This window comes from Sphingomonas sp. J315, from assembly GCF_024666595.1.
Lineage (GTDB): Bacteria > Pseudomonadota > Alphaproteobacteria > Sphingomonadales > Sphingomonadaceae > Sphingomonas.
The window spans coordinates 2,222,501-2,236,754 of sequence record NZ_CP088296.1 but is presented as its reverse complement, the minus strand read 5'-3'; the positions used below and the strand labels follow the sequence as shown (position 1 = coordinate 2,236,754).

Sequence of the window (14,254 nt, the reverse complement as noted above, 5' to 3'; positions counted from 1 at the left end):
CGGCGACGCCACAAGCGCGTCAGTCTGTATGTTCGAGGACCATGCCCGAATAAGGGGGCAGCATGCCGGAGGCCGCACCGTTGACAGCCGCGATCACCCGGACCCGGTCGTGGACCTCGGGATGCCACGCCAGCGCAGTCGTGCCCAGATTGAATGCACAGGTCAGGCGCTGGCCAGCGATGCTGCGGGTGAACACCAGCAGCGCCTCACCCGCCGCGACCACCGCCATCGCGCCCTCACGCAACGCCGGGTTGGCCGCGCGCGTCGCGATCAGGCCACGGGTCAGGTTGAGCAGCGAGCCATTCTCTGCGGTCTGCCGATCGACCGCCAGCGCGGCATGATCCGCCCCGACCGGCAGCCACGGCTCGCCTGCGCCAAAACCGAGATTCTCCGCATCCGCCTGCCACGGCATCGGAGTCCGCACCCCGTCGCGGCTGAGCGTCAGTGGCCAGTTTGCAATCGCCTCGGGATCCTGCAGCTTGTCGAACGGGATCTCGACCTGGTTCAGCCCCAGCTCCTCGCCCTGGAACAGGATCGCATTGCCGCGCAGGCACAGCAGCAACAGCATCTTCATCGCCGCGAATGCAGCGCGATGCTCGGGTTCCACCCAGCGCGACACCGCGCGCGGGGCATCGTGATTCTCGAACGCCCAGCTCGGCCAGCCCGTGCCCGGCGCATCGGGCCAGGTCTCGACCGCCCTCTTCACCAATGCAGGGGTCAGCTTGGGCGCGTAGAGAAAGTCGAAGCCATAGGCGCTGTTGAGCCGCGTCGTTCCCGACGTAAAGGCGTGCATCTCCGCCTCGGGCGTCGGGCCGCCGACCTCGGCGACCGTGAACGCGCCGCCATGCGCATCGGTCAGCGCGCGGTGGCGCTCGAGGAAGCCGACGATATCGGGGTGGCTCTGGTTGTAGAGATGCTGCTGGAAATCGAACGGGCGGGTGCGCGGTCTCCCATCATCGGGCGCGGGCGGATTGTCGCGCAGCTGGGGGTCGTGCATCGCGAAGTTGATCGCATCGACGCGGAAGCCATCGACCCCGCGCTCGAGCCAGAATTGCGCGGCCGCCAGCGCCGCATCCTGAACCTCCGCATTGTGGAGGTTGAGGTCAGGCTGGCTGCTCAGGAAATTGTGCAGATAATATTGCCCGCGCCGCGCGTCCCAGGTCCAGGCCGGGCCGCCGAATACCGACTGCCAGTTGGTTGGCGGCGACCCGTCCGACTTGGCATCGGCCCAGACATACCAGTCGGCGCGCGGGTTATCGCGGCTCGCCCGGCTTTCCTTGAACCATGCATGCTGGTCGGAGGTGTGCGAATAGACCTGATCGATAATGACCTTCAGCCCCAGCACATGCGCGCGGGCGACCAGCGCATCGAAATCGGCCAGCGTCCCGAAGATCGGATCGACATCGCAATAATCGGCGATGTCGTAGCCAAAATCGCGCATCGGCGAAGTGAAGAAGGGCGACAGCCAGATCGCATCCACCCCCAGCGAGGCGACATGGTCGAGCCGCGCAGTGATGCCGGGCAGATCGCCGATCCCGTCGCCATTGGAATCGGCGAAGCTGCGCGGATAGATCTGGTAGATGACCGCTCCGCGCCACCAGTCCTGCTGCGTTTCGGTGATCGTCAACGGTGCGGCCTGATTCACTTGGCAGCTCCCGTGGCGGCGCAGGCAACATAGCCGAATGCGGGGAGCGTGACGGTCAGGGTTCCGGGCGCGGCGGCGCTGGCGGGGCAGCTGCCGACAATCGCAGTGAAGCCGGTCGACCCGACACCGACCTCGACATTGCGGGTGATCGGGGTGCTGCTGGTGTTGAACGCGACCACAACCTCGGCGCCGGTGGCAGGGTCGAAGCGCGACACCGCGAACAGGCCGGGCGTCTCGTCATAGTTGCGCGTCACCTGCCGCCCCTTGCTCAGCGCGGGCGTCGCGCGGCGTGCTGCCGACAGCTTGGCAATTTCGACATAGAGCGGATGCGTCATGTCGAAATTGGAATCCGCCGTCGTCTTGCTGGTGCCGATCAGGGTGTTGTCATTGTACACCGCGACCTTGCTCGGGAACATGTCCTCGCGCGCGTCCTGATCGTTGCCGTCACCGATGAACCCCTGCTCGTCGCCCGAATAGACGGTCGGCACGCCGCGCAACAGCATCAGCATCGCGTGGCCGAGCTTCACCCGCGCGAGCAATTCGGCATCGTCCGCCTTGGGGAACGCCTTGCGCACATCGGTCGAGAAGCGGCCATGGTCGTGGTTGGAGATGAAGGTCGGCAGCTGCAGCGCGGTCGCCGCTCCGCCCTCATACAGCGCGTCGCGGTCGAACAGAGCCGCGAGCGTGTCGGTCCCCTTGCTCCCCGCCACGGTCGCCTGCACCGCTGCGCGGAACCCGAAATCGAGCACGCTGGGCAGCTGGTGGACGCGGGTGTGCAGTGCCAAGTCGCCGGCATCCCCCCTCATTTGCCACTTCGCCGAAGATGTGGAAATTGGGAATGCCCTTCGCCGCCGCGCGCGCTTCCATCGCTGGCACGAATGCCTGCCAGAATTCCGGGTTTACGTGCCGCGCGGTGTCGATGCGGAAGCCGTCGATCCCGAACTGGTCGATCCAGCCGCCGTAAATGTCGATGAACCCCTGAACCACCCGCGGATTCTCGGTCATCAGATCGTCCAGTCCGACGAAATCGCCGATCGTCGAGCTTTCGTTGCGGAAGGTCGTGTTGCCGCGATTGTGATACCAGATCGGGTCGTTGAGCCATGCTGGCACCTTCACCGACTTCTCCGCCTCGGGCACGAACGGGGTGTAGGCATAAGTGGGATCGGTCAGCTTCGCGAAGTTTTCCGCGGTGCCGATGCCGTCACCGGCAAAGCCCGGATTGATGGCCTTGCCGGTGACGCCCCCTTTGCGCTGGTAGGGATAGTCGGCGCGGCTGCGATAGGCGCAGGCGCTGACCGGACACTCCCGATACTGGATCACGTCCGCCGTGTGGTTGGTGATGATGTCGAGATAGACCTTGATCCCGCGCGCATGCGCCGCGTCGACGAACGCCTTCATCTCCGCATTCGTCCCGAAATGCGGGTCGACCTGGGTGAAGTCGGTGATCCAGTAACCGTGATAGCCGGCGCTTTCCTGCCCCGGACCGCCCTGCACGGGCTTGTTCTTGTAGACCGGCCCAAGCCAGATCGCGGTCGCGCCGAGCCCCTGAATATAATCGAGCCGCGAGATCAGCCCCTTGAGGTCGCCGCCATGGAAGAACCCCTTGTGCGTCGGGTCGAAGCCATGGGTGAGCCGGTCGCCCTTGAGCCCGCCCTTGTCGTTCTTAGGGTCGCCATTCTCGAACCGGTCGGGCAGCATGAAGTAGAGTACCTCTTGCTCCGCCGTTCGATCGCGCAGTTGCGGTGCGGGGGTCTGGGCCAGCACGGGGCTGGCGAGCGCGGTGGCTAGGATCAGCGGCAACAGCTTCATACGCGGGTCACTTCCTGGGGCTGAGATTGCGGGGTCGCCACGAAGCGCGCGACGAATGCATCATGGTCGGGCATCCGCGCCGCATCGCGGGCGAAAGCGGTTGAGATGGTCGAGAGGAACTGGTCGAGCTGCGTGTCGTCGAGCTGATCAGCGAGCGGGTGCCAGCGCGCGGGCAGGATGTTCTGTCCCACCATCACCTGCAACCAGCCGGGGACGTCGAACAATTCGTCATGCTCACGCACGATGCGGCCGTCGGTGCGAAACATCGCGATGCGGTTTGCCAGCGGCTCGGGCAGCTCCATCGTGCGCAGCGCGTCCCAGAAGGGTTCACCCACTCGGCCATTGGCGGTGTAGTGAAGGATCACGAAGTCGCGAATCCGGTCGATCTCGAAATCCGCCATCCGGTTGAACCCGTCACGATCGGCATCCGCGACCGCCCCGCTCGGCAGGAAATCGAGCAGCCGGTTGATCCCGGTCTGGATCAGATGAATCGAAGTCGATTCCAGTGGCTCGATGAACCCCGACGACAGGCCGATCGCCACGACATTGCGGTTCCAGAATTTCTTCCGCTTGCCGGTGGTGAAACGCAGCATGCGCGGTTCGGCCAGCGCCTCGCCATCGAGGTTCGCCATCAGCGTCGCGGTCGCCTCATCCTCGCTGGTGTGCCGCGAGCAAAAGACATGGCCGTTGCCGGTGCGGTGCTGCAACGGGATGCGCCATTGCCACCCCGCCTTGCGCGCAGTGGCGCGGGTATAGGGCGTGAGCGGACGGGCGCTCGCGCACGGCACCGCGACCGCGCGGTCGCAGGGGAGCCAGTGGCTCCAATCCTCATAACCGGTCGCCAGCGCGCCTTCGATCAGCAGCCCGCGAAAGCCGGTGCAATCGACGAACAGCTCGCCCGCGACCCGCTCGCCGCCAACCAGCGTCAGCGCCGCGACATCGCCGCTTTCGCCGTCGCGCTCGACCTCCGCGATCCGTCCCTCGACCCGCACGACGCCGCGCGCCTCGGCGAAGCGGCGCAGGAATGCGGCGTAAAGACCCGCGTCGAAATGATAGGCATAGGGCATCGGCGGCAATGCGCTGTCCGGCGCGCGCTGAACATGCGCGAAGCGGTTTCCATAAGCCGCGACGGCGTTGAGCACATAGTCACCCAGCGGCCCCGCCCGGCCCGCAGCGCGTCCACGCAGCCAGTAATGGTGGAAGGGCAGCAGCCCCAGCCCACGCCCGACCAGCCCGAAGGCGTGGATGTAGCGATCCTCGAACCCGCCCCAGCCGGCGAATTCGATCCCCAGCTTGTAGGTGCCCTGGGTCTCACGCAGGAACTGCGCCTCGTCGATGCCCAGCGCCTGATTGAAGTTGCGGATCATCGGGATGGTGGCTTCGCCCACCCCGACGGTGCCGATTTCCTCGGATTCGACGAGCGTGATCCGCCAGCCCTTGCCGCAGAAGCGCGCGAGCGCCGCTGCGGTCATCCAGCCGGCGGTTCCGCCGCCGGCGATGACGATGCTGCGCAACATTTCAGACATCGTATCGCCTTTCCCCCCGGCGGGCGAGCCGCCGGGGGATACGGGAGAGATCAGAACTTGAAGGTGAAGCCGGCCTGGAAGCGACGGCCGAAGCGCTGGTGGTTCATCACCTCGAGCGGTCGGCCCGGGTTGATCGCCACGAACGGCTCGTCGGTCAGGTTCGAACCCTGGAGGAACAGCGACAGCCCTTCGAGTGCGCTGCCCGGCTGGAAGTCGTAGCCGATCTGCGCATCGATGATCGTCTCATCCAGCGCACGGCGACGCTGACGGACCGCGCCGAGGCCGGAGAACTCACCCAGGAAGGTCGAGCGATAGCGAACGCTGCCGCGCAGGTTGAAGCCCCATTTCTCGAAATAGGCCGTGCCGTTGGCAACCCAGTCCGAATAGCCGGGGATATTCTCCGGCGGCTGGCCCGGCTCAGGCGCGATCTTGGACTTGGTGTAGGATACGCCACCCGTCACGCCGAAGCCCGATAGCGCCGAGGTAAAGGTCTCGAACGGCACGGTGCCGGCGAATTCGGCACCATAGATCTCGCCGCCCTCGCCATTGAACGGCTGGCTGATCCGACCCATCGTGCTAACCGGCGGGGTGGGCTGGATGATCGGATAGCTCGAATAATCGAACGGCCGCTCCCCGGTGTAGATGTAGTTGTGCAGCGTCTTGTGGAACAGCTGCAGCGCGACATATCCGCTCCGTCCGAAATACCGCTCGAACGTCAGGTCGAACGCGGTGGCGCGATAGGGGCGCAGCGAGGGGTTGCCGCCGCTGCCGGTCACGATGCGCTCGGCGACGTTCGGGCCATAGGAAATGTTCACCCGCATATCGTCGAGCCGCGGCCGCTGGATTTCGCGCGCCGCGCCAAAGCGGATCACGAAGTCGCTGTCGAAGCGCAGCGACAGGCTGAGGCTGGGCAGCACGTCCCAATAATCGTCGCCCAGCGTGCGCAGCTGTGGCCCGGTCGGGGTCATGATATAGCCGGTCGAGTTCTGGTTGGTGTGCTGTGCCAGCACGCCCAGATTGCCGGTCAGCCGCGCTCCGCCCAGATCGGAATCGAGGTTCAGCATCGCGAAGCCGCTCAGCACCTCTTCCTCGACGCTGAAGCTCTTGAACAGCACGTCCTGCGCGGTGTTGGCGACGCGGGTGTAAACCCCGCCATTGAGCAGGTCGAGCGGGTTGTAGCTCAGCATCGGGCCAAGGCCGAGATAGTCGAGATTGGTCGGCGTCAGGCGATATTGCGTCGGCACTTGCGCCTGCAACGCACCACCCGCGAGCTGGAGGAAATATTCATCCGGAACCAGCGACTTTTCGCGATCGACATAGTTGGCACCCAACTGCAGGCTCTTGATGAAGCCGCCGTCAAACTCCTTCTCGATCTCGGCGAGGTAGCTGAACAGCTCATCGTCGACGATACGGTCATTGTAATAGCCATGCTGGCGGCCACCCGGCGCGCCGCCGCCCCAACCAAGCGGGTCCGTCAGCACGATCGTCGTCGGATTGCTGTAGTCGAGCACATGCGACGTGAAATAGGTGCCCGTCCCGGTGGTGCGGAACGACAGCGTGTCGGTCGCGCCGACGCCGCCGCCGGGTCCGGTGCCCGCGTTGGATTCGAGGATCAGCTCGCGGCGATCGGTGCGCGACCAGCCAAAGTCGAAATTGACGTTCCAGCCGTCGTCACCGTCGTGGCGCAGATTGAAACCGCCCGAATACAGGTCCGCCTGACGCAGATAATTGTGATTGTTGACCACGCCCTCGACCCCGGTGAACGTACCCGCGGTGATGAGGTTGCCGGTCGTCTCCCGCCCGGTCGGCGAAAGCGCCGCGCCGCTCCACGCGAGCGGCAGTTCGATGCCGCGCTTGATCTGGGTATCGTCGAAATTGGAATAGAATCCGTCGAGCGTCATCATCCAGTTGCTGCCGAGATCGGCCTGGATCGTGCCCGAAATGCCGAGCCGCTTGAGCTGAGAGGTGGTGACGAACGGCTTTACGCCGCCGATCAGATTGACACCGCCGACATCCGCATAGCCCCAGGCCTCGAACTCCTCGATCTGATAGGGCTCGTCGACATAGGCCGCAGCGAGCGCGACGCCCACGCGATCGTCCATGAACTTGCCGACATAGGTCGCGTTGAGGCGATAGCCCCAGTCCTTAGACCCGCTGTTGAGCTTGCCCATGTCGGTGTAGATGCCGCGTGCACCGACCGCGAAGACTTCCTTGCCATATTCCAGCGGGCGGATCGTGCGGATGTCGACCGTGCCGACCAGTCCCTGGGAGGTCAGCGAAGCGTTCGGGGTCTTATAGACGTTGACGCCGCTGACAATTTCCGAAGGATATTGGTCGAATTCGATGCCCCGATTGTCGTTGGTCGAGGTCTGCGGACGCCCATTGAGCAGCGTCGCCGAAAAGTCCGGGCCAAAGCCACGGATCGAGATGAACGAGCTGCGGCCCGAGATGCGCTGCGAGGTCAGACCCGGCAGGCGCGCAATCGATTCCGCGATTGAGGCGTCGGGCAGCTTGCCGATATCCTCGGCCGAGACCGACTCGACGATCTGCTCCGATTCCTTCTTGGTCGAAACGGCGCTTTCCAGTGCGGCGCGGAAGCCGGTGACGACGACTTCCTCGCTCTCGGCTGCAGGCTCAGCGTCCTGCGCTTGGGCGGGCATCGCCAGTCCGGCGACGAGGATCGCGGCGGCAATCGCCGACCCGCTGGCTCCGTTGGAAAGTCGTGCGGCCGCGCGGCCGCCAAGCATGTGACGCATCATATCCTCCCCTATGCCGGCCCCCTAATCTGGCCGGGGCGCACCCTTGCGGCGCGTTACGCATAATATTCAGGGCAAGCGCCGCGATACGCCAGCGAACGGCATACGTATTCACCGGCAAGGCCATGCTGCGTGTCCGTTGCGCAACATTGACGCCGCGCGGAAAGGCGCTCAACGTTCACGGGTCAAGCGGAGGGCACATCCGCGGACGCTTAGGGGATTGGGTGCCACTGGCCATGCAACGCAAGCCGACATCGTTCGACATCGCGCACCTTGCCGGCGTGTCGCAGCCGACCGTGTCGCGCGCGCTGCGCGGCGGGCGCGGGGTCAATGAAGCGACGCGGATGCGGATCGAGGCGATTGCCCGCCGGCTGAATTACCGCGTCGACAAGGCCGCATCGAACCTGCGCAGCCGCCATGCCGAAACGCTCGCGGTGCTGATTTTTCAGGACGAAAGCGCCGACGACAGCGCGATTAATCCCTTCTTCCTCTCGATGCTGGGCTCAATCATGCGCGCCTGCGCCGATCATGGGCAGGACATGCTGGTGTCGTTCCAGCAGCTCGGCAGCGACTGGCATCAGGATTATGAGGATTCGCGGCGCGCCGACGGGCTGATCCTGCTCGGCTATGGCGATTACGAGCTGTACCGTGCCAAGATCCGCGAACTGATCGCGCAGAACACCCATTTCGTGCGCTGGGGGTCGGTCGAGGCGGAGGGCGCGGGGCTGACCGTCGGGTGCGACAATCATGGCGGCGGGCGCGCGGCGACGCGCCATCTGGTCGAGCTGGGTCGCAAGAACATCGCGTTTCTCGGCCACGCGTCGAGCCATTATCCCGAGTTCCACGACCGCTATCGCGGTCATCTTGCCGCACTCAAGGAGGCCGGGATCGCTCACGATCCCGTGCTTCAGGTCGATGCGCTCACCTCAGAGGAAGCTGGTGCCGCCGCCGCCGAAGCGTTGATCGCGCGCGGCGCGAGAATCGATGCGATCCTCGCCGGGAGCGACCTGATCGCGATCGGCGCGATGCGCACACTTGCTGCGCGTGGCGTCCGCGTTCCCGAGGATGTCGCCGTGGTCGGGTTCGACGATATCGCCGCGGCAAGCTTCACCAACCCGCCGCTCACCACCGTGATGCAGGACACCCGCGCCGCCGGGCGGATGCTGGTCGAGACCCTGCTCGGCCGCATCCGTGAGGAGCGCGTCCACGACGTCCTGCTTCCCGCCAAACTCGTCGTCCGCCGCTCGTGCGGCGCACCGGCCTGACAGCCTTCAAGGACCTATAATGGAAAAACCGCGCCAGGGCTTTTGGGGCCTGTGGAATATCTCGTTCGGCTTCTTCGGCATCCAGATCGGATTTGCACTGCAGAATGCGAATATGAGCCGCATATTCCAGTCACTCGGCACCAGTATCGATGATCTGCCCGCGCTCTGGGTCGCGGCGCCGCTCACCGGGCTGCTGGTTCAGCCGGTGATCGGGCATATGAGCGACCGCACCTGGCTGGGCCGACTTGGCCGCCGCCGCCCCTATTTCCTCGCCGGCGCGATTCTCGCCGCGCTGTCGCTGTTCGTGATGCCGCTCGCGCCGGTCCTGCTGGTCGCGGCGGTGATGCTGTGGGTGCTCGACGCCTCGCTCAACATCTCAATGGAGCCGTTCCGCGCGTTCGTCGGCGATATGCTGCGCAAGGACCAACATAGCGCGGGCTATGCGGTGCAGACCGCGTTCATCGGCGCGGGCGCGGTGATCGGTTCGATTTTCCCTTACGCGCTCGAGCATCTTGGCGTGTCCAATGAAGCCCCGCTGGGCGCGATTCCCGACACGGTTCGCTACGCCTTCTGGTTCGGCGGCGCTGCCTTGTTCCTAGCGGTACTGTGGACGATCGTAACGACGCGCGAATACAGCCCCGAACAGATGGCGGCGTTCGACGGCGCTCGCGCCGAGGCGGCCGACGACAGCATCCGCGTCCTGGCCGCGCGCGATCCAATCGCAAGTTTGCTTTGGATCGCGGCGGGCGCGGCGGTCGCACTCGCGGTGGGATGGTTCGAGCTTGAGAAGGAAGTCTATCTGCTCGCGGCTCTGCTCGCATCCTATGGCGTCGCCAGCCTGATCGCAATCCAGCTGGCAAAATCGGGGCGCGGCACCAACATGCTCGCCAGCATCGTCGGCGATTTCGCCGGAATGCCGCCGATCATGAAGCGGCTAGCGGTGGTGCAATTCTTCAGCTGGTCGGCGCTGTTCATCATGTGGATCAACACCACGCCCGTGGTCGCCGGAGCCTTTTACGGCGCGCCCGACGCCGCCGATCCGCGCTATCAGGAGGGGGCAAATTGGGTCGGGGTGTTGTTCACCGTCTATAACGGCGTCGCTGCCATAGCAGCACTCACCCTGCTCCCGCTGCTCGCATCGCGCTTCGGCAAGGTGCGCACCCATATCATCGGCCTGATATGCGGCGCGGTGGGGTTCGCCAGCTTCTTCCTGATCCGCGATCCCCAATGGCTGATCGCCAGCGAGATCGGCATCGGCATCGCCTGGGCGTCGATCCTCGCCATGCCCTATGCGATCCTCGCGTCGAACCTTCCCCAGGCAAAGCTTGGCATTTTCATGGGGTTGTTCAACGTGTTCGTCGTCGTACCCCAGCTGTTGGTGGCTACGGTGATGGGGTCGATCATGAAGGCATTCTTCCCCGATCAGCCGATCTGGACGATGGCCTTTGCGGCGGGGACGCTGGTGCTGGCGGCGCTTGCGATGACGCGGGTGAAGGAGGGCTAAAGCGCCGCGAAATCGATCGGTCCGTGCCGGTCGAGCGCGCGTGAACGATCCTCCATCGGGTATTTCAGCCCGGTCGCGCAGTTGAACAGCACCGCAGTTTCATCCGGCGACACCCGTCCATCGGCGACCGCCGCGCGCCACGCCGCCAGCGTCGCGCCGCCCTCGGGGCACAGCAACAGCCCGTCGAGCCGCGCCGCATCCTCGATAGCCTCGAGGATTGCGGCATCGCTCACCGCCATCGCGAACCCATTCGATTCACGCACCGCGTCGAGGATCAGGAAATCGCCCACCGCCTGCGGCACGCGGATTCCAGCGGCGACGGTATGGGCGTCCTCCCACCGCGTCGCATGGCGCTCACCCGCCTCCCAGGCGCGCACCATCGGCGCGCAGCCTTCGGCCTGAACCGCAACCATGCGCGGGCGCTTCGATCCGATCCAGCCCAGCGCCTCCAGCTCGGCAAACGCCTTCCACATGCCGATCAGCCCGGTACCGCCGCCGGTGGGATAGAAAATGACGTCGGGCAATTCCCAGCCAAGCTGCTCGGCCAGTTCCAGCCCCATCGTCTTCTTGCCCTCGATCCGGTACGGCTCCTTCAGCGTCGACAGGTCGAACCAGCCATTGGCCTCCTTCCCCGCCGCGACCAGCTTGCCGCAATCGTCGATCAGGCCGTTGACGCGATAGACTCGCGCGCCCTGTGCCGCGATCTCGCGCACATTGATCTCGGGCGTGTCATCGGGGCAGAAGATCACCGCTTCGATCCCCGCCTGCGCCGCATAGGCCGCCGCCGCCGCGCCGGCATTGCCATTGGTCGGCATCGCGATGGTGGTGACGCCCAGTTCCTTCGCCATGCCGATCGCCATGACCAGCCCGCGCGCCTTGAACGATCCGGTGGGTAGCCGCCCCTCGTCCTTGACCAGCAGATGTGCCGCCCCCGCCCCCGCCGCAACTTTGCGCAGCGGGACGATCGGCGTTGCGATCTCACCCAGGCTAACGATATTCTCCGCCTTCCGCACCGGCAGCAGTTCGCGATAACGCCACAGATCCGCAGGGCGCAGCGCGAGATCCGCCGGCGTCACCGCCGCCCGCACGGCATCGAGATCGTAGCGGACCAATAGCGGCCGCCCGACCCGTGACAGGCCCTGAAGCGTGTCGGCGTCATAGCGCTCGCGAGTCAGCCCGCATTCGAGGTGGGTGACAAAGGTGGGGCGGTCGGCGGTGAGATTGGCGTCGTACAGCATCGCGCGGATGTAGGACCGGAGGCGTCGTTAGTCGATGCGCTCCGCGCGCCATCCTTCGCCAACGATCGCACGGTCGCCGACTACGCCGCGATATGCCTTCCCATCGGCGGTAAAGCTCAGCGCGGCTCCGGCCAACTGCGCACCGCCAATGGGCCGTCCGTCCAGCCTGCCCGAAATCCGGCTGCAACGCTGGTCGATGCTCATCCGCCCGATCGTGCCATCGTTGCGGACCAGCTGCCATTCTCCTGCTGCAATCGCCGGGATCGTCCAGCGATAGACGCGTTTGTCGGCGATCTCCCGAAACTCGTCATGCACCCAGTCGCCCATGTCGAACGCATGGCTCACCACCCGCGCCCCCGCCTTCATCTCATTGAGAAGCTTGGGCTTCAGTCGCTCGTTGAGCGCGGGCAGCAAATAGAGGGTGGCGACATCGACATCGCGCAGCGACACGGTGAACAGATCGTCTCGAACGAAGCGCGCGCGCTCCTCCAGCCCTTCAAGCCGGGTCAGTGACCGCGCCCGCGCGACCAGATCGGCGTCGATCTCGACCCCCAGCGCAATGGCACCCCGCCGCGCGGCCGCGCGGGGAATGCGCCCATCGCCCGACCCCAGGTCGATTAGCCGTTCACCTGCCTTCAGCCCCGCCATGTCGAGCATCCCCTCGACCACCTCCGGCGGCGTCGGGACATAGGGCACGTCCTTCGGTCGCCGCGCAAGCGTGGGAACAGGAAACACACAACAGGACCCGATCAGGATCGTTCGGCGAGACAAGAGGACCGACATGCGCGCAGCGTGGCGGAGCGCGGAGCTCGGTACAACCGCTGTGCGCCAAACCGATCTGCGCCAAACGCAAAAAAGCCGCCCGAAGGCGGCTGTTTGTGATGGTTGCGGGGGTTGGATTTGAACCAACGACCTTCAGGTTATGAGCCTGACGAGCTACCGGGCTGCTCCACCCCGCGCCATCAACGAGCGAACTACGCCCCAAAAAGCAAAACGCGCCGCGCCGATTAGCGCGACGCGCGTTTTGCGTATCTGACATTGTGAATGGGTTTTTCCAAATTCCACGGCCACCGGCTGCAATGCCTGGCGACGACCTACTCTTCCAGTGCTTGAGCAATAGTACCATCGGCGCAGTCAGGTTTCACGGCCGAGTTCGGGATGGGATCGGGTGGGTCACTGACGCTATGGTCACCAAGCAATGAAGCAGGTGGCAGTGGATTGGGTTTCAAATCGATGCGTGCACCATCTTTCGATGTAATCAAGGCATGAGGTTCACAACCCCAATGAGCAGCCAAAGCTGTCATTGATGGTGGGACTCATCAAGCGCGAATAGGACAATTAGTACTGGTTAGCTCCACACGTTACCGCGCTTCCACATCCAGTCTATCAAGGTGGTGGTCTACCACCGTCCTAAGAAATCTTATCTTGAGGGAGGCTTCCCGCTTAGATGCTTTCAGCGGTTATCCCGTCCATACATAGCTACCCAGCTGCGCTCTTGGCAGAACGACTGGTACACCAGAGGTATGTTCAACCCGGTCCTCTCGTACTAGGGTCAACTCCTCTCAAATTTCGACGCCCACGGCAGATAGGGACCAAACTGTCTCGCGACGTTCTGAACCCAGCTCACGTACCACTTTAATTGGCGAACAGCCAAACCCTTGGGACCTGCTCCAGCCCCAGGATGTGATGAGCCGACATCGAGGTGCCAAACGATTCCGTCGATATGAGCTCTTGGGAATCATCAGCCTGTTATCCCCGGCGTACCTTTTATCCGTTGAGCGATGGCCCTTCCACGAGGGACCACCGGATCACTATGACCGACTTTCGTCTCTGCTCGACTCGTCAGTCTCGCAGTCAGGCTGGCTTATGCCATTGCACTCTAACGGTCGGTTTCCAACCGACCTGAGCCAACCTTCGCACGCCTCCGTTACTCTTTAGGAGGCGACCGCCCCAGTCAAACTACCCGCCACAGAGGGTCCCTGTTCCGGATAACGGAACGAGGTTAGACATCAGAAATCAACAGGGTGGTATTTCACCGTAGGCTCCACACCAGCTGGCGCCAGTGCTTCAAAGCCTCCCACCTATGCTACACAATTAATTCCTAATGCCACTCTGAAGCTGCAGTAAAGGTGCACGGGGTCTTTCCGTCTAACCGCGGGTACTCCGCATCTTCACGGAGAATTCAATTTCGCTGAGCATGTCCTGGAGACAGTGGGGAAGTCGTTACGCCATTCGTGCAGGTCGGAACTTACCCGACAAGGAATTTCGCTACCTTAGGACCGTTATAGTTACGGCCGCCGTTTACCTGGGCTTCGTTTCGGAGCTTGCACCCCTCCACTTAACCTTCAGGCACCGGGCAGGCGTCAGGCCCTATACGTCGTCTTGAAGCCGACTTAGCAGAGCCCTGTGTTTTTGCTAAACAGTCGCTACCCCCTGGCCTGTGCCCCCTGACACTGCTTGCGCAATGCCAGGGCCTCCTTCTTCCGAAGGTACGGAGGCAATTTGCCGAGT

General features: G+C 64.2%; 7 protein-coding genes, 1 tRNA gene, 2 rRNA genes and 1 pseudogene (1 of these 11 only partly in view). 2 read left to right on the top strand and 9 right to left on the bottom strand.

Going from position 1 to position 14,254, the window contains the following annotated elements; translation table 11 throughout:
- Window positions 1–19 precede the first annotated feature (19 nt).
- The 4 genes and pseudogenes from LRS08_RS11490 to LRS08_RS11475 form a co-directional block, all read right to left on the bottom strand.
- Window positions 20–1,645 carry an alpha-amylase family glycosyl hydrolase gene (locus LRS08_RS11490; protein WP_257843572.1) on the bottom strand — a complete coding sequence of 542 codons (1,626 nt, stop codon included), beginning with the start codon at window positions 1,643–1,645 and terminating at the stop codon, window positions 20–22.
- A pseudogene (locus tag LRS08_RS11485) lies at window positions 1,642–3,454 on the bottom strand (alpha-amylase family glycosyl hydrolase). Before LRS08_RS11485 ends, LRS08_RS11490 begins: the two are co-directional and overlap by 4 nt.
- Window positions 3,451–4,980, bottom strand: coding sequence for a tryptophan halogenase family protein (locus tag LRS08_RS11480; protein ID WP_257843574.1), 1,530 nt, complete (start codon window positions 4,978–4,980; stop codon window positions 3,451–3,453). Before LRS08_RS11480 ends, LRS08_RS11485 begins: the two are co-directional and overlap by 4 nt.
- A gap of 50 nt (window positions 4,981–5,030) precedes the next feature.
- Entirely contained in the window at window positions 5,031–7,739 is a 2,709-nt protein-coding gene (locus tag LRS08_RS11475) for a TonB-dependent receptor (protein ID WP_312026612.1), read from the bottom strand.
- Between the two features lie 227 nt (window positions 7,740–7,966).
- On the opposite strand from LRS08_RS11475, the gene LRS08_RS11470 reads away from it, so the two are divergent.
- Both LRS08_RS11470 and LRS08_RS11465 read left to right on the top strand, forming a co-directional pair.
- Window positions 7,967–9,001: a LacI family DNA-binding transcriptional regulator gene (locus LRS08_RS11470; protein ID WP_374581246.1), complete on the top strand. Its 1,035-nt coding sequence runs from the start codon at window positions 7,967–7,969 to the stop codon at window positions 8,999–9,001.
- 19 nt (window positions 9,002–9,020) lie between these two features.
- Window positions 9,021–10,505, top strand: coding sequence for an MFS transporter (locus LRS08_RS11465; RefSeq protein ID WP_257843577.1), 1,485 nt, complete (start codon window positions 9,021–9,023; stop codon window positions 10,503–10,505).
- Here LRS08_RS11465 and LRS08_RS11460 read toward each other — a convergent pair.
- From LRS08_RS11460 to LRS08_RS11440, 5 genes are all read right to left on the bottom strand, one after another.
- Window positions 10,502–11,743: a threonine synthase gene (locus LRS08_RS11460; protein WP_257843578.1), complete on the bottom strand. Its 1,242-nt coding sequence runs from the start codon at window positions 11,741–11,743 to the stop codon at window positions 10,502–10,504. The genes LRS08_RS11465 and LRS08_RS11460 overlap by 4 nt on opposite strands.
- Before the next feature lie 27 nt (window positions 11,744–11,770).
- Window positions 11,771–12,478: a methyltransferase domain-containing protein gene (locus tag LRS08_RS11455; RefSeq protein WP_257843579.1), complete on the bottom strand. Its 708-nt coding sequence runs from the start codon at window positions 12,476–12,478 to the stop codon at window positions 11,771–11,773.
- Between the two features lie 147 nt (window positions 12,479–12,625).
- Window positions 12,626–12,702 (bottom strand) — tRNA-Met (locus LRS08_RS11450).
- A 122-nt stretch (window positions 12,703–12,824) separates the two neighbouring features.
- A 5S ribosomal RNA gene (rrf, locus tag LRS08_RS11445) occupies window positions 12,825–12,939 on the bottom strand.
- A gap of 122 nt (window positions 12,940–13,061) precedes the next feature.
- Window positions 13,062–14,254 (bottom strand): 23S ribosomal RNA (locus tag LRS08_RS11440); it runs 1,599 nt beyond the window's last position.

Excerpts from the sequence above, each read along its gene's own strand:
- LRS08_RS11465 (WP_257843577.1), top strand. The coding sequence starts at position 9,021 with ATGGAAAAACCGCGCCAGGGCTTTTGGGGCCTGTGGAATATCTCGTTC.
- LRS08_RS11460 (WP_257843578.1), bottom strand. The coding sequence starts at position 11,743 with ATGCTGTACGACGCCAATCTCACCGCCGACCGCCCCACCTTTGTCACC.
- LRS08_RS11475 (WP_312026612.1), bottom strand. The coding sequence starts at position 7,739 with ATGATGCGTCACATGCTTGGCGGCCGCGCGGCCGCACGACTTTCCAAC.
- LRS08_RS11480 (WP_257843574.1), bottom strand. The coding sequence starts at position 4,980 with ATGTCTGAAATGTTGCGCAGCATCGTCATCGCCGGCGGCGGAACCGCC.